Genomic DNA, 21862 nt, shown 5'->3' on the forward strand with positions numbered 1-21862 from the left:
TTTAGATAACTGCAAGATGTACAATCGCATCTCCTCGATTGACTAGAGGATTTTGAATATGACTAATGACCATGCCATTAACGGAAGCGCGGACTATAACCCGATCTTCGCCAAAAGCATTGGTGATAAAGCCCAATTCTTGTTTTTGGTAAACTTGTTCTCCTAAATTGACTTCAAGATGAAAAATTCCACCACATGATGCTCTAATCCATTTACTTTTACGTGTTTCCAGAGAAGCAGGAACTTGAGATATCAGCTCATCTTGATACATCTCTAAGTAATTCATAGCTCGTAAAATACCTTCCACACCAACTTTAATCGCCAAAGGATCAAAACGTAGGGCTTCTCCTGCTTCGTAGAGTAAGACCGGAATACCTTTCTTCGTAGCAGCATGACGTAGAGAACCGTCTCTAGTACTGGCGTGGAACATTATAGGTGCGCCAAATGCCTTAGCAAAATTGTAGGTTATTTCATCTTCTAGGTTGGTACGAATCTGAGGCAAATTAATGCGGTGAACTGCAGCCGTATGAAGATCGATACCGTGAGTGCTGTGAGCAACAATTTCTTGCATAAATAAATTAGCTAATCGAGAAGCGAGGGACCCCCCTTTGGAACCAGGAAAAGAACGGTTTAAATCCCTCCTGTCAGGAAGATAACGCGATTGTTCAATAAAGCCAAATACATTAACGATCGAAACAGCAATAACTGTTCCCCTTAACTTTTGTGGGTTTATTCTGGCAAGTATCTGTGCAATGATTTCTACGCCATTTATTTCATCACCATGAATAGCTGCACTTAACCACAATTTGGGTCCTGGTTCAATACCATTAACTACGGTAACAGGAAGAGATACTAAAGTCTGGGTAGCCAAACGACTGACAGGAATTTCAAAACGGCGTAATTGCCCTGGTGAAATTATTTCCTTGGCAATTTCGAGGGTATTATCTGTCACCTGATTTTAAACCTTACAGCTAACTAAAATTTAATGCGATCGTCAAATGTACACCCATTCGAGTGCAAGCCCGAAGGGTAATCGCTATTGTCTGCTTGCATGGCATTTTTGGCAACAAAATCGATAATTTTGCTAGCGACGTTAATTCCTGTAGTTTTTTTCAATTCCCTCTAATCCAGGAGACGAATCCTTGTTCTTTTCCCACCTCTCTAAAACGCCTGGTGGAATAAAGAGCAGAGTTTTGCGACAAAATTGCTATTTTCATCAGCTTAAAAACTGTATTTGATCTAAAACTATTTATATTTTTAGTGTTCAAAGTGACTAAAAACTTATTGCGCAACATTTGTCTTTCTCTTACGTGATTTGAGTCATTGACTATAAGCTGAATTACTTAGGAAAATTAAGTTAAATGACTGAAGATATGTTTGCTCAATTTTTGTAATGTTATAGATACAACATCAAGAATAAATAAGAAAAAGGCATCAGCAACTACTACTGACACCTCTGGAGTCCCACGAACTGTAAAGTACCAAACTACATGGTACTAATACAGGATAGTCCGATTTTCTCCTGTAGTGTAACGGATTATACCACTTAATTTTTGATATAGCTATATTTTTTAGCAAGTATAAGTATGAATTTTTATGTACTTATGCTGAGTATAGCAAAGTTACATTGGCTTAAGTAATTTACCGTGGTTTAGACTAAAAAAAACAGCACAAAATAATTCGACCAGTTAAAAATAGCTGAATTATATAACTAAGCTCCAAAAATATAGTTCAAGCAGCGTTATTTTTCGACTTTTTAGTGCGAGAATATTTTTCTCAAAAATTAGAAAATCATATTGTAGATACATGGTATTTCATATATCACTACAATTCATCCTTACATCTTTAGGACTACCTGAAAAATAAGTCTTAAGCCTTCATATCTGCAATTTCTAGCAGCATTGATGTCTCTATCTATAACGTTGGTTTTTGTTTACTAATTTACGAGAAAGTTTGTGTAAAAAATCAATTCGAGCGTTACTTATCTTTTCGTGCGCTCTGGCTACTAGTCTTCTAGCTTTATTCCTAGAGTTCGATTGATTTTTTCTTGTCAAAAGCCCGCATCAATTACAATACGGGCTTTAATAACAAGTAGTTGATCTTCGTTGTGAGATCAAAGATAAAAATCAATAAGACACATATAACAAATCTCTATACAAAGATAGGTTATTGCTAAACCAAAGTATTTTTTGGGTCGTCTTGATTATACTGGTTTTTTTAAGCCAACAGGACATGTAACACCAGTACCACCCAATCCACAGTAGCCGTTAGGTACTTTGCTGAGGTATTGCTGATGATAATCCTCAGCATAATAAAATTCTGGTGCATCAAGAATTTCTGTGGTTATAGTACCGTAATTCGCTTGGTTTAATTCTTGCTGATAAGCTTCTTTAGAAGACTCTGCTAATTGTTTTTGCTCTGGGGTATAAGTATAGATGCCAGAACGATACTGAGTTCCTCTGTCATTGCCCTGACGCATTCCCTGGGTCGGATCGTGACTTTCCCAAAATACTTTCAGTAATTCTTCATAGCTGATTTTGTCAGGATCGTAGACAACTAATACGACTTCGTTATGACCTGTCATGCCACTACAGACTTCTTTATAAGTAGGATTAGGAGTATGTCCCCCTGCGTAGCCAACTGCGGTAGTATAAACTCCTTCCTGCTGCCAGAATTTCCTTTCTGCTCCCCAAAAACACCCTAAACCAAATATGGCTTTTTCCATGTTGTCGGGAAAAGGAGGTGTAAGGGGATTGCCATTTACATGATGCTTGTCTGGTACGGGCATAGACTGACTACGCCCTGGCAGTGCCTCTTCTGGAGCAGGAATTGTGGCTTTTTTTCCTAAACTGAATAGTCCCATAAAAACTGTTATCTAATTTATGTTAATTTTTTTTACGCTATCTTCATCATAGAAGAATCATTTACTTTTTAGCTTGTTTTTGAGTCGCCCTCAACTTTGCTGATATTCTAGAGCTTAATCGGAGTAAGTATTTAAATACATATTTTTGACTTGAATGCAGCAGAACCAAAGGCTTGATTGTTGTTCTTCACTTTCATACGATACTATAGCCAGAGTGCAGCTATATTTACGAGTTTTAAGTTAACTAGTTTTGTTGGGAAAGATTTATGAAAATTTTAGTAGTAGAAGATGATGAGCGGATCAGCGACGCTGTAGTTGAATACTTATCAGACATACATTATGCTGTTGAAGCTGTTTACGATGGACAAAGTGCCTGGGATTTATTAGATGTCTTTTCCTATGACCTAATTTTACTAGATGTCATGCTACCAGAGATGGATGGAATTACCCTCTGCCAAAGGCTTCGTAAGAGAGGTTGTGATATTCCCATCTTGATGTTGACTGCCAAGGACACTTTAGACAACAAAATTGAAGGATTAGATGCGGGGGCAGATGATTATCTGGTTAAACCATTTGAACTAGATGAACTATCGGCTCGTATCCGTGCCTTACTTCGTCGGGGTGCAGGTAGTTTACCCCCTGTGTTGACCTGGGAAAAATTACGCTTAGATCCCAGTAGTTGCGAAGTTTTTTATCAAGACGAAATCCTACCTTTAAGTCCCAAAGAATACAAGTTATTAGAGTTTTTCTTGCGCAACGGTCGCCGTGTGTTTAGTCGCGCTCAAATCCTGGAGCATTTATGGTCTTTTGAGCAAGTACCTGAAGAGGCAACTGTCAAAGCGCATATTAGGGGATTAAGACAAAAACTAGAAGCTGCTGGCGCACCTCATGACCTGATCGAAACTGTCTATGGTTTGGGCTATCGTCTCAAAGAAGAACCTCAACAAGTATAAAATATGTTTCAAGGTGTGCGATCGCGACTGTTACTATCTTATCTAATAGTGATGGCAGCTATACTGAGTATTTTCGGCACAGGAGTATATGTCGTATTTCGACGTAACCTGTATCGGCAACTAGATAAAAGATTGCTGACCCTAGCTCAATCAGCAACTCCTTCTTTTACAGCTGTAAGAGATCGTGGTAACAAGTTTCTCAATCAGGTAGAAGAAGTTCCTTGGCGTGATATTTTTAATCGAGATCAACAAAGCTTAGAATGGTTTGATGATAACGGCAAATTACTTGGTAGAAAAGGAGTAATTCACCTGGATGCTCCTCCAGAAGTAGGACCAGCAATCATCGAACAGCCGAAAACGGGGGCAATATTTAGGACCCATACTCTATCGGTATTTATTCGTAATAGTGGTCAAGCAGGACCGCCTTCTCTAGTTGGTTTTATTCGAGCTACTCAGTCTAGTAGAGAAATAGAAGAAGCTGAAGAACAACTATTTTGGATTTTAGTGATTGGTGGGTTGCTAACCCTGATTTTAATTGGCTTAGGTGGTTTTTGGCTGACCCAGAAGGCCATCGAACCAATTGAAGCTAGTTTTTTACAGCTTAAACAGTTTACTGCCGATGCTTCTCATGAATTACGCAGTCCCTTAACGGCAATTAAAGCCTCGGTAGATATAATGCGTAATCATCCTGAGCGAGTTCATCCCAAAGATGCCAAAAAACTAGAGGCGATCGCTGGTGCTAGCTTGCAAATGAATCAGACTTTAGAGGATTTGCTGTTTTTAGCTCGCACCGATGCGGATCCCAGTATGCCTGTAGAAGCCCGTAAGCTGACGCCAATTTCCCTCAACCAGATTCTGCAAAACTGTTTTGTCCTCTTAGAACCCTTAGCAAATGAGAAAAAGATCGTCTTTCAGTCTAAATTTCGGAATGAAATTAAGATTATGGGAGATACAGCCCAGCTTTCGCGTTTATTTTCTAATCTTTTAGAAAATGCTTTGCAATATACTCCCGAGGAAGGTCGAGTAAGTCTAGATTTATATAAACAAAATCGTTATGCAATGGTTAGTGTTCGTGATACTGGTATCGGTATTGCCCCTGACCAAATTTCTAAAGTATTTGATCGTTTTTGGCGGGCTAACAAAGCTCGCTCTCGTCGCCAAGGTGGCACAGGTCTGGGCTTAGCAATCTCCAAGGCGATCGCTAAACGACATGGTGGCAAGATTATCGTCACTAGTGAGCTTAATATTGGTAGTTGCTTTATAGTTCGTATTCCAGTTTTAGACAGCAAAAAATCTTCAAAAACACAATCTGGAAAGTCATAAATTTTAAGTCATAATTTTTATAGCAATACGGACTTACACTAGGACACTCATTACTCATTACTCATTACTTACGAACAATCAAATAAACTTGTCCTAATACAACTTTGTACGGCTACAATTACTGTTTCAAATACCAAATTGCTAAGGTTCTATCTCTGTTCCCGCTAATGACTACCTGTTCGCCAGCACTAGCAGCAATACTGTTAATAATGTCAGAGTGATCAGTTTTGAGGCTTTGTTCTAATGCTCCCGTGGCGATATTCCAAGTTTTGATACTGCGATCGCGACTACCGCTAATGATGGTTTGTCCATCAGTACTAACGACTAAGCCATGGATGTTGTCCGTATGACCTCGCAGAGTATGTTTAAGATTGCCCGCAGCATCCCAAACTCTAATGGTATGGTCGTCGCCACCACTAACAATGGTGTTCCCATTTGGACTAACTGCCACCGTCCGAATTTCTTCTTCATGACCTTCCAGAGTCTGCTTTAATTCCCAAGTACGCCAACTCCAAACTTTTACTTTGGTATCTTGACTACCGCTAACAATAGTATTTCCATCAGCACTAATCGCCACAGTATTAACGACATCTTCATGACCTTCTAAGGTTCGTTCTAACTGTCCTGTCCTGCGGTTCCAAATTTTAATTTTATGATCGTCGCTACCGCTAACAATGGTATCTCCGTTTAAACTGAGAGCGATGCTGTTAACAACATCTTCATGACCTTCTAGGGTTCGTTCTAACTGCCCTGTTCTGCGGTTCCAAATTTTAATCTTGCGATCGCTCCCCGCACTGACAATGACATTGCCATTAGCACTAATGGCTACACTTTTAATCTCTTCATCATGAGCAGGTATCGTCTGTTCCAAACTCCCCGATAGTGCATTCCATACTTTGATTTCGCGATCTCTGCCGCCAGTTACAACAGTTTGTCCGTTAGGAGTAATTGAGACACTTTTAATTTCATCTTGATGTTTTGCCAGGTTATATGCCAGTGAGTAATTAGAATTTCCTGTGACTTGCGGAACATAAGCAATCTGTTCCTCTGGTTCTGGGTCAACTTCGGCTTCAGGTGGTTCTTCTTCAGATATTTCTTCTTCAGATATTTCTTCTTCAGGTTCTTCCTCTTCGGGTGTTTCCTCTTCGGGTGCTTCTCCAGGTGGATAGTTAATAGATAAAGAAATAAATAAATTAATGGGAATTCCTCGACTAATATCTCTGCCACTCCTAATATCTCTTTCTGCCTCGCCATTAATCCCCACTAAACGACCTTGATCATCGAGGACGGCACCACCACTACTGCCAGGAAGAGTTTGGTTAGTATAAATTAAGGCATAACCTAATTGTTTTTGCGGATTTTTCAAAACGTCCTGTCTAATACTTCTAATTCTGCCATCCACAATATCTAAATCTGCTTGGATAGCAGGAAAACCAGATACATAGACTTGCTGTAGAGGGGCGATTTCTTCCGAGTCTCCCATGGGAGCAGTTTGGTAATCATTATTACTTTTAAACTGTACAACCATAAGATCTAAACCAGGAATTTCTTCTTTATTGGTGATAGCGTGTTTTTGCCCGTCAGGAGTATGAATTTGATAATTTCCATTATGACCAACTACATGTTGATTAGTTAAAACAGAATAGACATTATTTTGACGATTAAAAATGACCCCAGAACCATTACTAGAAGAATTAGATTCCACAATTTTGACAGTAATACTTTTTGCTCGATTACGAATCTCATTTTGATCTAAAGCCTCGCTCATAACCCTAGTGGATTGTAAGGGCAAAACTATAAGGGATAAACCAACCATTAAGGTAGCTAGTTTTTGAGGAAAATTCATTAGTCGATAAAAAGTAATTAAAGTAATTAAATATTTGAAGTTTAATATCAATAGTTTAATCAAGTAAGAAGTCACCAGTCACTATTAGACATGGACCGAAATAAACTCACTATAAAGCGAAAAATCCCACAATATATTGCTTGCTACTTGCTACTGCTACTTCCATACAATAGTACTAGTAGATTTATTCTCCTTGACATAGTTGCTGTGAATGATGTCAATTTACTCAGTTACCAAGAAAACATTAAGTAACTAGGGCTGAGTTGGGTCACTCCAGTTAAGAAACATTTCCATATTGACATAGGTTTCTCCGTTTACTTCAGAAATTAAGGTTTCTGGATCATTACTTTGGCTATTAAGTGGGATTGGACCACTTGCTGCCCAGACACGACGGTCTAAGATTCTGAGTAGAGTTTGATTGGCATCTGTACCTGGTTTTAAAGTTACTAATAGTCCATCAGGTAAGCAAGAACCACCTTTATAAGCTGCTACACATAGAACAGGCAAGTTATTGAGGGTATCTGCCTTGATATATTTTAATGTCCCGTTATTATCAAATTTTTGGAATCTATCTGATACAATTTGGCAACGTTGTTCAGGAGTAAATGGAGGCGGAAAGGAACGATCTGTCCATCTAATCAGAGGAATTGCACCTCTTTCGGTTTGAACTGTGGTAGCAATTTGATTGCCGTCACAATAGAAACGATCTTGAGCATAGCTAGATTCTGCTCTAGCAGCGATCGAACTGACAACTACACTCAGTCCAATAATGGTTTGAGCTAATAAGTTGAATTTCATCGTCATTACTCCACTGAAAAAGGTGATTATATTTTTAAAGATATAAATTAAATAATAAGTTGCTCTAATACAATTGTAGTGCTAAAAAAATAATAAATGTTTCAAAATGCCAGTTTTTATCTAAATTTTATTTATATGTTTTTATACGTTACATATAATTTTAAAATGCAATTAGGCAACAAAATTAAATTAGATAACTTTCTACAATAAATATCGCTTAATTCAATAGCTAGAATGCAGCAATTGCAGTTAGTAAATAAACAGTCAGCATTTCGGCTTAATTAGCTGCTATATTAAATCTCTGCGATACTGCTTGCTGACTTCGAATTTTTTGATTATGATTCCCAGTATTTCCAGCATAGATTTATTTAAATTAGCTTCTGGTGATGTCTTATCTTTGCAACTATATAAGTTTAGAGGTAAGCAACCTGGAAAAAAGGCTTATATCCAAGCTAATTTACACGGTGCAGAAATAGTGGGAAATGCTGTGATCCAGCAGTTAATTGAGTTTTTAACCACTTTAGATGACTCTCAATTACAGGGAGAAATATGGTTGGTACCGGTATGTAATCCTCTAGGAGTAAATCAGCGATCGCATTTTTTTTCCACAGGTAGATTTAATAGTTACGATGGTAAAAACTGGAATCGTATTTTCTGGGATTATGAGAAAGAAGCAAAAGATTTGACTGAGTTTGCCCAAACGCAGATTGATCATGATCCAAAAACAATTCGGAGTAATTATCTGGCTAAAATTAAGCAAGCTTGGCAAGAAGAACTAGATGCTATCAATCGACCCAGTAGTGTGCCTCTTAGTCGGCAATATCGTTATCAATTACAGTCATTATGTTTAGATGCAAATTATGTAATTGATATTCATAGTTCTAGTAATCAAGGGATCGACTTTACATTTTGCTTTAAGGAAAGAATTATTAGTGCCAAATATCTATTACTAGAATATGGCATTTTGATGAATGAATATGATGGCGATGCTTTTGACGAGGCTTTTTTAAAACCTTGGTTAGCTTTAGAAAAAGAGTTAGCTAGCTTAGGTAAAGAAATTAAATTTGATATCGAATCTTGGACGCTAGAATTAGGTACAGGAATGGTTATGAATCCTACTTCAGTTGCTAGAGGATTTGCTGGGATTAAAAACTACTTAGCCTATAAAAAGATTTTATCCATACCTGAGCCAATTGCAACGACAGCTATAACTCTAGTTCCCAGGGATAAAATCAAAAGCTATTATGCCCCCACCGGTGGTATGATTCAATCGAGATTACCCTTAAAAACTAAAGTTAATGTAGGCACTCAAATCTATCAGCTTTTGAGTTTTAATAAACAAGGGCAAATACCAGAAATAATTAATATCTGTGCCGAAAATAACGGAATAGTGTTTGATATTTCTGCCAATCAATGTGTTAATCAGGGTGAATATGTTATGGATATTTTGGATTGTTAACTAGCTATTATTTAATCGTAATAATTTATGGACTCGCAAGAATTACAAGAATTAAGTGTCAATAATCAATCTGCTATAGTTCCTATTGCCCCAGAAGGGTTTAAGTCAGGTTTTGTTGCCATTGTCGGTAGACCTAATGTGGGTAAATCCACTTTAATGAATCATTTGATTGGTCAAAAAATTGCCATCACTTCCCCTGTTGCCCAAACTACTCGTAATCGTCTACAGGGCATTTTAACAACTTCAGAAGCCCAAATTATTTTTGTTGACACTCCTGGTATTCACAAGCCCCACCATGAACTAGGAAAACTTTTAGTTCAAAATGCCAAGACAGCTATCAAGTCAGTAGATTTAGTCTTATTTGTCGTCGATAGTTCTACGGATGCTGGCACAGGCGATCACTTTATTTTTAATATTTTAAAACATCTTTCTGTCCCTGTAATACTAGGGTTAAATAAAGTAGATTTGCAGCCTAAAAATTATCAATTTATTGATGATAGCTATGCCGATTTAATTGCCGATACTGATTGGTCAACAGTTAAGTTTTCAGCTACTACTGGTGTAGGGACAGAGCAGCTACAACAAGCGTTAATCGAAAATCTCGAATCAGGCCCTTATTATTATCCTCCCGATTTAGTTACCGATCAGCCTGAACGCTTTATTATTGCCGAATTAATTAGAGAGCAAATTTTGTTACATACTCGTCAAGAGATTCCTCATTCCGTAGCAATTACAATTGAAAAAATGGAGGAAACGCCAAAAATCACCAAAATCAATGCTGCAATCAATATTGAGCGCAGTTCCCAAAAAGGTATTATCATCGGCAAGAAAGGTAGTATGTTAAAAACTATTGGTACAGCAGCACGTAAACAAATTCAAAAGCTAATTTCTGGAGGGGTTTACTTAGAATTATTTGTCAAAGTTGAACCCCAATGGCGACAATCTCGAATTAGGCTTGCTGAGTTTGGTTATCAAGTTGAAGAGTAGGTAATTAAGTAATCAGTAATCAGTAATCAGTAATGGTTGAATCAACTATTAAAACTATTCAAGTTAAAGTTAAATTATTTGCGATTTATCAAGAGGTTTTTGATACACCTGAGCTAGATTTAGTTCTTCTTCCACAGTCTACGGTAAATAATGTTTTGCAGTCTTTAATTGAGCAAAAGCCTCAGTTGGCTAAATGGCAAGAAGTTACTCGTTTTGGTGTTAATTTAAAGTTTGTCTCATCGGACACACAGCTTCAGGATGGAGATGAAGTTGTCTTAATTCCTCCCGTTAGTGGTGGATAGTTCAGAATTGGTAGGGGCGAACAGCCGTTTGCCCTTACTGGGGTTAGGAGTAGACGCGATTTATTTGTGTTAGATTTTACGTTATTTGTAATAAAATTTATCATCATAAATTTATTATTCCATGGGGTCTAACCATATTGAACTTAGTAAATTAATTAATATTTTAGAGAAAAGTAATCATTATCTATCGCAAAAAGTTTTAGCTGAACCTAGTTATAGTAAATTAATCGAAACACTAGACTCAGAAATTTATAATCTCAAAATAGCTAATAAACCTATCATTAAAATTGTTAGTCCCTGTTTAACTCTGGCAACAAAATTTCAAGCAATAAATGAAGCTAATCAAGAATTGCGATCGCTTTATGAATTTCAGGTTGTTTCTCCAATCAAACAACTCAAGAAAATAACTATAGACTGTGATGTAATTTGTTTAATTTATAACTCAAGCCAAAATATTCTCGCCGCTCATCAGAAATTAATTAAACTAGCAAATAAAAATAATATTAGTTTAATCCTTTTGGTTGAACAGCAGGAAATAAATACGCTTTATGCTAATTTAACAGATTGGCTAGCAGCCCAAAACTGTTCCCAACTCAATCAGCTACTATTACCTTTAGAAGACTTTATCAACTTGGATGATGAGCAAAATATTATAGTTTATCAGCAGTTGCTATTTGAGCTATCTAAACCAGTAAAAGAAAAATTTGTAGCCAGGATAGTCGAACAATCAATCACTAAAATTCAGCATTTTTTTGCAACAGAGATCAAAAATGTATGGCGAGAGATAAAGCAAACTAAAGATAAATACCTTCAAGGAGAACCCCCAGAGCAATATCAGTCGAAAATCCGTCAAGCTTTCAATAAAATAAATCGAGATAAACAGCAGTTTTTTAAATGTATTCAACAAAATATTAACCATTCAAGAAGTGATTATTTAAATCCATTTATCTCTAATAGTTGGATATTTACTATTCAACAGGTTATTCAAGAATCCCAACTCAAAATTATTCAAGAAGAGCAAAAAAAGTACATATATCTCACTGTTGAGTATTCAAACTGTACTGAATATATTCATAGTTATATTTTAGGTTTATACCAACAAAAAATTACCGACGCTCTGCAATTTCAATGGTCAGAAATTAATTTTGTTTATGCTGGGGGAGGACTAGAACAACTAACTAAGAAAATTAATACTGAATTAGAAACTATTAGTTCACTATGTCCACAAGAATTTTATCTTATGGAAACTGTTCTAACAGAAGAAAAACAGCCTGACTTAGATTTGGCAAAATTTATTGATTCAAGTTGCCTTAAAACTAATAGCAGAATTCTCTTTGACTATAGCTTTACTCAAAGTAGCTGGTTTCGTTTGTTAATCTCAGTATTAGTAGGTACTGGGATCTATTTGATTACTAAGTTGTTTTTTGGTACTGGTAAATTTATCGGTTTTGTTATTCTGATTTTTCAGGCAATTAATTTGTTGATTGGTCAAGATATCCGAAAAATGAAACTAAAACAGCATAAAAATGAGTTAAAGCGAACTGTTGAAAATAAGTATCAAAATTTAATTCGGTTGCTAGTTGATAAAGTAATTCAAACTTTAATTATTTTCTTAGAGCAAGAAAATCAACTATATCAGCAACAGATAGATGCGATCGCCAATATGGCAAATACAAAACTAGAAGAGATCAAGCAAACAATCAATCAGTATCAGTCAAGAATCAACAATCTCAATCAGGATCGGGCACAAATATTATCTTGGTTTGATTAGTTAATCTAAAACTTAAATAATTTTCTCATCGATAGAAAGTAGTTCGTAACCGTGAATACGCCAACTATAGTCTGGTTGATGTTGCAGAATAAAAACTCCTTGAGCTAGATTTCCACCTTGATCCATAACCACTGAGACCAATGCTGGATAATTACTAATTAGAGTAAATCCACGAAACATAATTGAACGAGAAGAAAAAATGCAATGATACTTATCCTTAAGCATCATTATAAAATCTTCTGTTTGCTCAAATTTACTCTGAACGGTTGGGCTAGTAAGCGCAAAAGCTGTTTCTCCATCATTTTGTTGAAATGCCTGTAGCTGTTTTTCCACTAGCTGACGGATTATTGCCTTATCATGTTCTGTAATGTACATTTGTGGCGACTTTCTAGATAAAACTTGCTGTTGTGAAGGCTGAATCGTATTTAAAACTATTTATTTTCCCGTTTAGCCCTTTACTGCGCCCGCTGTTAATCCTTGTACAATCTGACGTTGGAAAATCAAGACAAGCACAACTAATGGTAGAGTACCCAAAACTGTAGCTGCGGCGATCGGTCCATAGGGAATATCAAATAGCGTTGCGCCTCCTAATTGAGCAGTAGCTACGGGAATAGTTTTTTTGGCTTCTTCGGTAATAAAAGTCAAAGCGAAAATATATTCGTTCCAAGCAAAAATGAAAGTTAAAATACCAGTGGTTGCTAAAGCTGGTAATGTCATCGGTAACACTATATTTACCAACATTCCAAGTGTCTTATAACCATCAATTTTGGCAGCATCTTCAAGATCTTTAGGTAGTTGTTGGAAAAAGCTCCTCATTACTAAAATAGTTAGAGGCAAGTTGATCGCAGTATAAGGAATGATTAATGCTAGGTAATTGTTACCTAGACCTATTGCTTTAACTATTTCTAATAGTCCTAGAAACAATAGTACATAAGGAAATAAAGTAATAATTAAAACCCCTGTCAAAATCAACTTTTCTCCTTTTAGATTCATTCTCGTTAGAGCATAAGCAGCTGGAGAACCAAATACAAGGCATAATACAGTTGAGATACTTGCTACCAAGGCACTATTGAAAATATAGTTTACAAATGGACGACGAGTAAACAGTTCTCTGTAGTGTTCAAAGGTTATGTTACCAGGAAAATAGACATTAGGAATCGCTGATATGTCCTCATTTAGCTTTACCGAAGTCAATATTTGCCAGAGAATGGGTGCCAAAAAGAAGATTACAGTGGAGCAAATACCAACTATGAGTAATACTTTACCTAATAGTTGGTTAACTGTTTGTTGATTTTGATTGGTCGATGACATAGTTGACTTTACTAAGCCGGAATCATTACTAAATTAATGTTACAGGTTCTGGGGTAATAAAATTATATTTAAGTTGTCAGTTTAGAGCCTCAGGTTGTTGAAGAATTTTCCTGACTTTTGACTTTAGCCAATCTCCTAAATGATCTTGAGCGTCTTTTATTTTTTGTTCTAAAAGCTGAATGTCTAACATTGACGACAATACTCATATATATAAAAAATATTTTATTTTTCAGCCTAGTATATGAGGTTTGTCATTGTCCAACATCTCGATCCCCTTCACCGATTGCTGATGGCAAATATTCTCAGTCGGCGTACCTCACCCCGGTTAGCTTACAACATCGAATTTTTCGCCGCGTACCTAGTAAAAATAGACGCGATCGCCTATTGTCTGCGGAAAGAATCGAAATCAATGATATTACTAGCACTCTTGAACTACAGGAACGCATACAGGAATCAGCTTTCGACGCGAGTTCTGTAGCCCAAATAATTGTGGATTCTCATGGTATTTTGATGAAAGAACCTCGGGGAGTAATTGTCATGATGGAAGAAAAGTGAGGACTAGAGCAATATCTCTTCAGAACGAAGTAAATCAATCGTAAAATTAGACCCTTTTTTCGATATTCTTACTCTAGGCATCAACAAATTTTTCTGTTATCTTGACATTAACCCTAAGTACTTATGTAACAATAGGTATTCAACGAATTTATCAACTTATATGAAATAGAAGAGCTAATAAATGAGTAGGTGGGTGAAATTAAATATAAAACGGTTTTTGCCGGGGTTAGGGGTTAGGGGATGGGTGATAGGGAAAAGATTAATTAGTTGGGTTTTATAAATTATTATGCCTATCTACTTAACATTACATAAAACTAAAATAATTAAGGTTAAATAATATTAAAAAACTTTGATTTGAAATATAGTAATATCCCATGGCAAATAGTTTTTCTATATATAAAAGTAATAATAAAAAATTTGTAATTAACAATCAATTATTTTTAAAAAAATATGCTGTTAAAAACTATGAGCTTTTAGGACAAGGAATTATAGTTATTAATTTATTGTTATTAAAAACAGATATTTTAGATGAATTAGATTTGGCTAACGATCTTTATTATAAAGAACAAGATACATCAGTTTATCGTCCAATTGTTTATATACCTAAACACAACTTCTGGTTTAAAATGATCGGGTTGAAAATTAAGAAAAAATATCAACTAGATATTCAAACAGAAGATAAAGATAATCAAACTTTTTTTGTTGTATTTATCAAAGATGCTTCAATTGAACATTTTTCTGTATATTCTCTAAAAGTATCAACAGTATAAGATGTTTCTTAGCTTCCTGTATTTTGATGAATCAATGATAATTGACGGAAATTTAATCAAAACTAATTAATGGTCCTTGAGGAACAATACCACTGGGATTAATATTAGGGTAGCTTTGATAGTAGTGAAGTTTGATGTGTTCTAGATTGCAAGTATTTTTGACCCCAGGATATTGATAAATCCGTAAATATTTAACTAATAAAAAAATTAACTAATATTTGTTTAAATTTCAAGAGGAGAAAAGCACCTGAAAAAGCAGTAGTAACACTAATCAAAAAAACTTAATTTTTTTTACAATAGAGTAGTTAGTTATAGCCTGAAAAGTTTACTAAACAATATCATATCACTTCGGAAAAAGTATGAAAATTCAATCATCAGTTCTAGTCCATTTAGGATTTGGCAAATATGTACGTTCAGATCGCGTTACTGCTCTAGTTCCCATAGAAGAAGATCGAGGACCTGGAAAGCGTACTTTGGTTCATATTGAAGGGGAAAGTAACCCTGTTATCGCTTCTCGTTCTGAGGCTACTATCGTGCGAGATTTGGTAGGCGAACCCAAAGAAATTACTCAATCTCGTCAACAACAAGAAATTCTGCAAGATTTACTTACTGATCTTAGTCAGGTCAATGGTACAGTACGCCGTATCAGTAGAGATGAGGGTAAATTGGACCTTGATCGCCTAGAACAAAGTATTCGCCAGGTAATTGAAGAAGAATAATCTTACCGATTCGTGCCGTAAAGCCCCTGGCTTCAGACATGGGGATATAAGGCACGGCTAGCACTTACTGGGTTAGTTTATGCTTATATGATAGCATAAGAACATGTTAGTTCTAGAGATGAAGATACAAGCCAAGCCAACTCAATACGATGCGATGGATGAAGCCATCAGAACGGCACAATTCATACGCAACAAAGCATTGCGATATTGGATGGACAATAAAGGAGTAGGAAAATACCAGCTATCGGCATACTGTAAAGTACTAGCTGCTGAATTCCCCTTTGCTCACAAGCTAAATTCAATGGCCAGACAAAGCAGTGCAGATCGAGCCTGGGCTGCAATATCTCGTTTCTATCAAAACTGTAAACATAAAACTCCTGGAAAAAAGGGATTTCCTAAGTTCAAGAAGCATTCTCGCTCGGTCGAGTATAAGACTACAGGTTGGAAGCTTTCTGAAAACAGAAAACAGATAACCTTCACCGATCACAATAATATCGGTCGGGTCAAGCTCAAAGGTACAAGAGATTTGAATTGGTACGATATCAAACAATTCAAACGAGTACGAATAGTTAGACGTGCTGATGGTTATTATGGTCAGTTTTTAGTCGATGCCGACAACCGAGAAAGAGTAGAACCATCTTATTCTGAAATTGGGTTAGACGTTGGCTTGAACTATTTCTATACCGACGACAAAGGGAATCAGATTGAGAATCCTCGGTTTTATCGAAGAGGTGAAAAAGCACTCAATCGCTTAAACCGAAGCAAGTCTAAAAAGTACGTCAAAAGTAAAAAACCACAGTCTAAGAACTATCACCAAGCGAGAAAAAGATACGCCCTAAAGCATCTTAAGATAAGTAGGCAACGTAAAGACCATGCCGTGAAATTGGCACGGTGCGTAATCACATCTAACGATGTAGTCGCTTATGAAGACTTAAGAATTGGCAAGATGGTAAAAATCACAATCTTGCCAAGTCGATAACCGACGCTGGCTGGTATCAATTTAGAGTGTGGTTAGAGTACTTTGGCTATAAGTTTGGCAAAGTAACAGTTGCCGTACCACCGCAGTATACTTCTGTTAACTGCTCTGGTTGCGGAGCTAAAGTAACTAAAACTCTCAGCACCAGAACTCATAAGTGTAAGTGTGGCTGTGTTCTCGACCGAGATGAAAATGCAGCCAGAAACATCCTCTCTTTAGGATTAAGTACCGTGGGACACACGGGATCTAAAGCTTGGGGAGACGAAACCTCTATCTTGGCTGATGAGAATTTGTCAGGGTAAGTTTTTTCTACGAACCAAGAATCTCCCGCATTCATGCGTGGGGAGTGTCAATCTTAGGGGATGCGATCGCATCTACGACAGCTATCCAAACACCGTCCTCTGGTTCTTTTCCAACTAACTGACGCACACCATAAAAGTTTTTGGGCGTTGCATTATCATGGGATGGTTATGATTAAATTTTGCAGAGCTATTATCATATCTTCTAACTTGGTTGCGATCGCTTTTTTTTCAATCTAGAAATAGAGATAGAGCTTGGCATTACCAAGCTCTTATTGTTTTAGTACTTTAGATTATCAGCAGCATTATAAACATCGATCGCTGGATTACTCTTAATCTGCACAATGGAGTGATCTGAGTAACTGTTGTTACCATTTCCATTTTCAATACGGTGACGAACTATTCTATTTTGACGAACCCTGCCATTACCGCCTACGTTTCCTTGGACTCCAGTGGTGACGCTGACGTTACCATGACAAGCACCAGTATTTTGGAAGTCAACATCATTAGTTCGCTCAGTCGGTTCTTGGGAACCACTAATATTGTATTGGACGGAAATATCAGCTTGGACGCACTGAGCAACAGCAGGAGAGGTAAACCGATCGAAACTTAGTAAACTGCCATAAATTGATAGTAATCCCCATGCTAATCCGATTAACTTCATCTCAATTCCTCCTCATCTTCGAGCAAGCAATTAGCTTGTAATTTCATAAATAGTTTCAACTCCTTTAATTGCACTTATGGCTAGAAGAAACACTGTGTTGAACTATCCTGTTACTAGATCGAGTAACATGACTAGTCGACTGATAGGAACTTTGATGACAGTTAGAGGGAACACTACGATAGCTTTGCCAAGGAAAACGCCAAGAACGCCATGGACTCCAATATCGATAGGAGCGACGACTGGGAACTTTTACCGAGGTTCCTCCAGAATTAACGTAAACACTTCCGTCACTGTGGGTAGTAGCTTCTAAATTAGAAGTTTTTACTTGAACTGTACTAGCATTTACAGAAATACTAGAAGCAATTAAAGTACTGGGTAACATCATACCTATTGCCACTAACCCCATTAATTTAGTTGGTTTCATGGTAAAAAATTTTAATTCAGGTAATAAACAGCTATAGGAAATAAGGAAAAAGCGAGTGTTTACTTCAACTAGCTTTTTCCTCAATCTTTCCTAAATACACTAAGTAATTGTCAACAGTTGATTACTTAGTAGCGACTACGGCGAATACGACGAGTGTGACTGACATTAGATTGTTGAGCATCTTGAACGCAAGTATTATACTCACCTAACTGATCACAGAATTGATCACTACGCTGTACTATGCCAGTGTTTCCTTGATCCTCGTAATTGTCGTAACCATAACGACCATAGCCAGAACGATTGCGATATTCAGTATACTGTTGGTTCCTTTGATTAGAATTTTGTACCGAAACATTATCGCTACCTGTAATTACTGATTCTTGAATTGATTCTTGGATCAGTGCATCATCAGCTTTTGCCGGAGAAACAACTAAACCAATAGTAGAAATAGCGAGTAAAGTAAAAACTACTTGTTTACTGTTATGAGCAAAGATTTGTTGGTTCATAGTGTGAAAATAGTCTCTATAAAATTAACCTTGTCCAGAAACTAGACGCACCTGTGAAGTTAGGGTTCCATTTTAAGAAAATTTATCTTTTTCTTTACTTTGCAAACAACTTATAATAGTCCCATTTGAATTGAAAATTACTGTCAATGGTCAGGTAATAGACAACAGGCAATAGGCAATAGAAATTCTTTAATATTATTTAGGATTGCTATAAGATGTTTGTCTGTTTTAGTTTTCTGGTTTCTTTAATGATTTAAGGAGCTACCATTTTCTGGAAATCATGAGATACGAAAATTAACAGCCAGGAATTTGACTTGAAATTTCTGATACTATTTCCCTTAGTTCTTTTACAAATCGATAATATATCGATGCCTAAAAATGGGTTTAAAAATAGTCAAAAACTTTGATACAAGCTTTACTCTTAATTCTGAATCAAGAGAAATTTTATTTAGTTTGTTGACCAATAAGGCTTTTACCGCACAAATTAGCCAAAAATTACATGAAACTGAAATAGAGTTTACAGACCTATTGTTTCAACCTGTTCCCTACAGTCAGCATACTCCCAAGGGGATGCCCTCAGAGTTTGAAAAATATCATAATTCTGATGAGTACATTATCATTAACGTACCACCGAACTTTATGTTTCAAGCGAAAATCTTTAAACCAAGCCGACTCTGCGCTATCTATCGTAAGGTTAATTATTAGAAATCTAGTTAATAGTTAAATTTCAACCAGTAGTTTAAAAACATTATTAATTAATATGTCTACCCAAATCGAAATATTGCCTCTTTCTAGTTTGGAATATTTGGCATACTTAGATCATGATGGGTGTATTGATGAAGATATACAGGGAAAAATTGGCGTATATGCCATCTTCGATCAGGCTCAAGAAATGCAGTACGTGGGATATTCCCGTGATATTTACCTGAGTCTGAAACAACACTTAGTTCGTCAGCCGCACAACTGTTATTGGATAAAATTACAAACCATCACTCGTCCCAGTCGCAAAATTTTAGAAGATATTGCCTCTGCTTGGATTCAAGAAAATGGAGCAACTCCAGTGGGTAATAAAACCCAAAAATCTGTTTGGACTGAACCAATTGATGCCAATCCGGCTATGACAGAGGAAGAAAAGTCACAATATCAACAGATCGATGAGTTAGGACAAATTAAAATAAGAAAAAAAGTAGCCAGACGGGTTGAAGCCCAAATTCAAAAAGAGTTAAGCGATCGCGGAGTTAAAATGAATATTCGTTTTAATCCCAAACTAAAAGAGAAAGGTCTATTAGACTTAAAGTAGACCAATAAGTAAATTAGGCGACAATCTCAAGATTCCGCAAGGATGAGCTTGGATAACGCCTAACATCAGAGATGATTGTCTTCTCTTAACTACTAACTGAGTTGTTTCTGGATATATAACCACTCGTTGTACCTAAGTATGAAAGCTGTAATGCTAAACAACCGCTATCGCATTATTAAAACTCTTGGTAGAGGGGGTTTTGGTGAAACATATCTTACAGAAGATACACATATGCCTTCAGGACGCAAATGTGTCCTCAAGCAGTTGAAACCAATTGTCAAGCAACCGAAAACACCTTTATGGATGAAGGAGCGTTTTCAGCGTGAGGCGGCAATCTTGGAAGAGCTGGGAGAAAACAGTAATCAAATTCCTCAGCTTTATGCTTATTTTTCTGAGGATGGTAAGTTTTACTTAGTTCAAGAGTGGATTGAAGGACTAACTTTAGATCAATATTGGGAACGAGAAGGTAATCTTCATCGCGATGAAGTCAGACAAATTCTCTTGCAATTATTACCTGTCTTGAATTATGTTCACAGTCGCCGCATAATTCATCGAGATATTAAGCCCGAAAATATTATTTTGCGTCAAGGGGATAATTTGCCCTTTTTGATCGATTTTGGCGCTGTCAAAGAGGCAATGGCGACTGAGATCAATCAGAACTCAAATAGTACCTATTCTGCTTCTATCGGTACTCCTGGCTATATGTCTTCAGAACAAGCGGCAGGTCGCCCTATATACTCAAGCGATTTATATAGCTTGGGATTGACAGCTATTTTCTTGTTGACAGGAAAATCCCCCAACGAGCTAGAAACCAATCCTCGCACTGGGGAGATAATTTGGCAAGAACACGCCTTTAATCTAGATCCCAAACTGGCTGCGGTCATTGATCAAGCAATTCGGTTTCACCCTCGCGATCGCTTTGCTACTGCTCAGGAAATGCTAGTTGCCATCAACAGTGGACTCAATGCCCCTCGAACTACTCATCCTACAGGAGCTACCTTGAATCTGGCTCCAAGGAGCAATTCTGCTAGTGAGCAATATATTTCCCGAGGAAACAAACACCATACTATTGCTATGGAACCCAAGGGAGCTAATAAGCCTAAAAAACGTGGTTTATTAGCTAATGTTGCTTTGTTTATGCTCATTGCTATAGGGATAGGTGCAGGAACTTTTGCCGCCGGTTTTGCTGTGATCTCTAGCTTATTGCGATCGCCAGAAACTTCAACTCAACAAGCTGAGGTCAAACCACCAACTCGTACACCAGATTTGTTTCCAACTATAGAAAAACAGGACGACATCAACCAGAAAGAATCAGACCAGAAACAGGCTGAAGCAGACAAAAAAGAGGTTGAGCGAAACGAAGCAGCTAAAAATGCTGCTAGAAGAGCTAGATTAAGAAAAATTGCTGCAGAAATTAGGAAAAAAGTCCGAAATTCTGAACCCGAAACGACAGAAGAACAGCCAGAAGTTTTCGTGGAGGAAAAACCGCCAAAAAAACTGGCTAAAATTGAGCTAGAACCAGCATCAACACCAGAAACCGAAATCAGTATCCCAATTTTGACTACTGGGACATCTGAAAGCCAGCTCATGAGTACTCTGGGGGAACCAAATTCAACAAGAAGAGGGTGGCGACCTAATAGTCAGGTATTAGTTTATTATGATGTTGTTCCCGACCAGGCCAACATTAGCTATCAATCAGACGATACAGGAAAAATAAGACAAACTGATGTTGCCCTCAACCAGTCAGTGAGCCTGGGAGCAATGCAGCAAACTTTAGCTAAAATGCTGGGGGGAAATGCCCCTGCTGGAGTTAAAGAAAAACTGCGTAGTGTTTATGATCGTCAGGCTAACTTTAGTTTCTTTAAGGTCAGCAATCTCGAAGGCAAAGTACAACGAGATTCTAAAGATCGAATTAATATCTCCGTTTGGGAAAGGGGATTTCAGTAATCAGTAATCAGTAATCAGTAATCAGAAACAACATGATATTTGTAGATCATTCGTTGGTTCGACAATTCTGGTACTCTGTTTGAGTATGA

The 21862-nt window shown here is 36.9% G+C and carries 22 protein-coding genes and 2 pseudogenes; 13 read left to right on the forward strand and 11 right to left on the reverse strand.

Annotated elements, in window-relative coordinates:
- Nucleotide 1: 1 nt before the first annotated feature.
- The 4 genes and pseudogenes from PLEUR7319_RS0114655 to msrA form a co-directional block, all read right to left on the reverse strand.
- Nucleotides 2-952: a succinylglutamate desuccinylase/aspartoacylase family protein gene (locus PLEUR7319_RS0114655; protein ID WP_019505979.1), complete on the reverse strand. Its 951-nt coding sequence runs from the start codon at nucleotides 950-952 to the stop codon at nucleotides 2-4.
- 23 nt (nucleotides 953-975) lie between these two features.
- The gene (locus tag PLEUR7319_RS41310) at nucleotides 976-1116 is read right to left on the reverse strand and encodes a hypothetical protein (protein WP_019505980.1); all 141 of its coding nucleotides are present in this window, start codon (nucleotides 1114-1116) and stop codon (nucleotides 976-978) included.
- A gap of 806 nt (nucleotides 1117-1922) precedes the next feature.
- Nucleotides 1923-2054: pseudogene (locus PLEUR7319_RS39450) on the reverse strand (transposase); the annotation flags it as partial.
- 149 nt (nucleotides 2055-2203) lie between these two features.
- Nucleotides 2204-2863, reverse strand: coding sequence for a peptide-methionine (S)-S-oxide reductase MsrA (gene msrA, locus PLEUR7319_RS0114665; protein ID WP_019505981.1), 660 nt, complete (start codon nucleotides 2861-2863; stop codon nucleotides 2204-2206).
- 266 nt (nucleotides 2864-3129) lie between these two features.
- Here msrA and PLEUR7319_RS0114670 point away from each other — a divergent pair, with 266 nt between their 5' ends.
- On the forward strand, nucleotides 3130-3816 hold the full coding sequence (locus PLEUR7319_RS0114670) for a response regulator transcription factor (RefSeq protein ID WP_019505982.1): 687 nt from the start codon (nucleotides 3130-3132) through the stop codon (nucleotides 3814-3816).
- A gap of 3 nt (nucleotides 3817-3819) precedes the next feature.
- On the forward strand, nucleotides 3820-5139 hold the full coding sequence (locus PLEUR7319_RS0114675) for a cell wall metabolism sensor histidine kinase WalK (protein ID WP_026102530.1): 1320 nt from the start codon (nucleotides 3820-3822) through the stop codon (nucleotides 5137-5139).
- A 118-nt stretch (nucleotides 5140-5257) separates the two neighbouring features.
- Here the strand turns inward: PLEUR7319_RS0114675 and PLEUR7319_RS38160 are convergent, their stop codons facing one another.
- On the reverse strand, nucleotides 5258-6985 hold the full coding sequence (locus PLEUR7319_RS38160; RefSeq protein WP_144054311.1) for a trypsin-like peptidase domain-containing protein: 1728 nt from the start codon (nucleotides 6983-6985) through the stop codon (nucleotides 5258-5260).
- A 252-nt stretch (nucleotides 6986-7237) separates the two neighbouring features.
- Nucleotides 7238-7783 (reverse strand): COP23 domain-containing protein, encoded by a 546-nt coding sequence (locus PLEUR7319_RS0114685; RefSeq protein WP_019505985.1) that lies wholly within the window; start codon nucleotides 7781-7783, stop codon nucleotides 7238-7240.
- 337 nt (nucleotides 7784-8120) lie between these two features.
- On the opposite strand from PLEUR7319_RS0114685, the gene PLEUR7319_RS0114690 reads away from it, so the two are divergent.
- The 4 genes from PLEUR7319_RS0114690 to PLEUR7319_RS0114705 all read left to right on the forward strand — a co-directional run bounded on the left by PLEUR7319_RS0114690 (nucleotide 8121) and on the right by PLEUR7319_RS0114705 (nucleotide 12302).
- Complete coding sequence (locus PLEUR7319_RS0114690) at nucleotides 8121-9242, forward strand: succinylglutamate desuccinylase/aspartoacylase family protein (RefSeq protein ID WP_019505986.1); 1122 nt, start codon at nucleotides 8121-8123, stop codon at nucleotides 9240-9242.
- 27 nt (nucleotides 9243-9269) lie between these two features.
- Entirely contained in the window at nucleotides 9270-10229 is a 960-nt protein-coding gene (gene era / locus PLEUR7319_RS0114695) for a GTPase Era (protein WP_019505987.1), read from the forward strand.
- Nucleotides 10230-10261: 32 nt separating this feature from the next.
- Nucleotides 10262-10531, forward strand: a complete 270-nt coding sequence (locus PLEUR7319_RS0114700; protein ID WP_019505988.1) for a MoaD/ThiS family protein — start codon at nucleotides 10262-10264, stop codon at nucleotides 10529-10531.
- Between the two features lie 121 nt (nucleotides 10532-10652).
- Nucleotides 10653-12302, forward strand: coding sequence for a hypothetical protein (locus PLEUR7319_RS0114705; protein WP_019505989.1), 1650 nt, complete (start codon nucleotides 10653-10655; stop codon nucleotides 12300-12302).
- A gap of 12 nt (nucleotides 12303-12314) precedes the next feature.
- On the opposite strand, the gene PLEUR7319_RS0114710 is transcribed toward PLEUR7319_RS0114705, so the two are convergent.
- Nucleotides 12315-12677, reverse strand: coding sequence for a DUF4864 domain-containing protein (locus PLEUR7319_RS0114710; RefSeq protein ID WP_019505990.1), 363 nt, complete (start codon nucleotides 12675-12677; stop codon nucleotides 12315-12317).
- Between the two features lie 72 nt (nucleotides 12678-12749).
- Nucleotides 12750-13613, reverse strand: a complete 864-nt coding sequence (locus PLEUR7319_RS0114715; RefSeq protein ID WP_019505991.1) for a carbohydrate ABC transporter permease — start codon at nucleotides 13611-13613, stop codon at nucleotides 12750-12752.
- A 189-nt stretch (nucleotides 13614-13802) separates the two neighbouring features.
- On the opposite strand from PLEUR7319_RS0114715, the gene PLEUR7319_RS40705 reads away from it, so the two are divergent.
- From PLEUR7319_RS40705 to PLEUR7319_RS35445, 4 genes and pseudogenes are all read left to right on the forward strand, one after another.
- On the forward strand, nucleotides 13803-14168 hold the full coding sequence (locus tag PLEUR7319_RS40705) for a hypothetical protein (protein WP_144054312.1): 366 nt from the start codon (nucleotides 13803-13805) through the stop codon (nucleotides 14166-14168).
- Nucleotides 14169-14542: 374 nt separating this feature from the next.
- The gene (locus PLEUR7319_RS0114730; RefSeq protein ID WP_019505994.1) at nucleotides 14543-14938 is read left to right on the forward strand and encodes a hypothetical protein; all 396 of its coding nucleotides are present in this window, start codon (nucleotides 14543-14545) and stop codon (nucleotides 14936-14938) included.
- A 359-nt stretch (nucleotides 14939-15297) separates the two neighbouring features.
- Nucleotides 15298-15657: a hypothetical protein gene (locus PLEUR7319_RS0114735; protein ID WP_019505995.1), complete on the forward strand. Its 360-nt coding sequence runs from the start codon at nucleotides 15298-15300 to the stop codon at nucleotides 15655-15657.
- A gap of 103 nt (nucleotides 15658-15760) precedes the next feature.
- Nucleotides 15761-16935 (forward strand): annotated as a pseudogene (locus tag PLEUR7319_RS35445) (RNA-guided endonuclease InsQ/TnpB family protein).
- A 277-nt stretch (nucleotides 16936-17212) separates the two neighbouring features.
- On the opposite strand, the gene PLEUR7319_RS0114745 reads toward PLEUR7319_RS35445, so the two are convergent.
- The 3 genes from PLEUR7319_RS0114745 to PLEUR7319_RS0114755 all read right to left on the reverse strand — a co-directional run bounded on the left by PLEUR7319_RS0114745 (nucleotide 17213) and on the right by PLEUR7319_RS0114755 (nucleotide 18526).
- Nucleotides 17213-17596: a hypothetical protein gene (locus tag PLEUR7319_RS0114745; protein WP_019505996.1), complete on the reverse strand. Its 384-nt coding sequence runs from the start codon at nucleotides 17594-17596 to the stop codon at nucleotides 17213-17215.
- 64 nt (nucleotides 17597-17660) lie between these two features.
- A complete protein-coding gene (locus tag PLEUR7319_RS0114750; RefSeq protein WP_019505997.1) occupies nucleotides 17661-18020 on the reverse strand; it encodes a hypothetical protein in 360 nt (119 codons plus the stop codon).
- A gap of 125 nt (nucleotides 18021-18145) precedes the next feature.
- The gene (locus PLEUR7319_RS0114755) at nucleotides 18146-18526 is read right to left on the reverse strand and encodes a hypothetical protein (RefSeq protein WP_019505998.1); all 381 of its coding nucleotides are present in this window, start codon (nucleotides 18524-18526) and stop codon (nucleotides 18146-18148) included.
- Between the two features lie 378 nt (nucleotides 18527-18904).
- Between PLEUR7319_RS0114755 and PLEUR7319_RS0114760 the strand changes: the two genes are divergently transcribed.
- The 3 genes from PLEUR7319_RS0114760 (at nucleotide 18905) to PLEUR7319_RS0114770 (ending at nucleotide 21773) form a co-directional block, all read left to right on the forward strand.
- Entirely contained in the window at nucleotides 18905-19231 is a 327-nt protein-coding gene (locus PLEUR7319_RS0114760) for a hypothetical protein (RefSeq protein WP_019505999.1), read from the forward strand.
- Nucleotides 19232-19286: 55 nt separating this feature from the next.
- Nucleotides 19287-19826 (forward strand): GIY-YIG nuclease family protein, encoded by a 540-nt coding sequence (locus tag PLEUR7319_RS0114765; RefSeq protein WP_019506000.1) that lies wholly within the window; start codon nucleotides 19287-19289, stop codon nucleotides 19824-19826.
- 138 nt (nucleotides 19827-19964) lie between these two features.
- A complete protein-coding gene (locus PLEUR7319_RS0114770) occupies nucleotides 19965-21773 on the forward strand; it encodes a serine/threonine-protein kinase (protein WP_019506001.1) in 1809 nt (602 codons plus the stop codon).
- The last annotated feature ends 89 nt before the right edge of the window (nucleotides 21774-21862 follow it).

This window comes from Pleurocapsa sp. PCC 7319 (assembly GCF_000332195.1).
Taxonomy (GTDB): Bacteria; Cyanobacteriota; Cyanobacteriia; order Cyanobacteriales; family Xenococcaceae; genus Waterburya.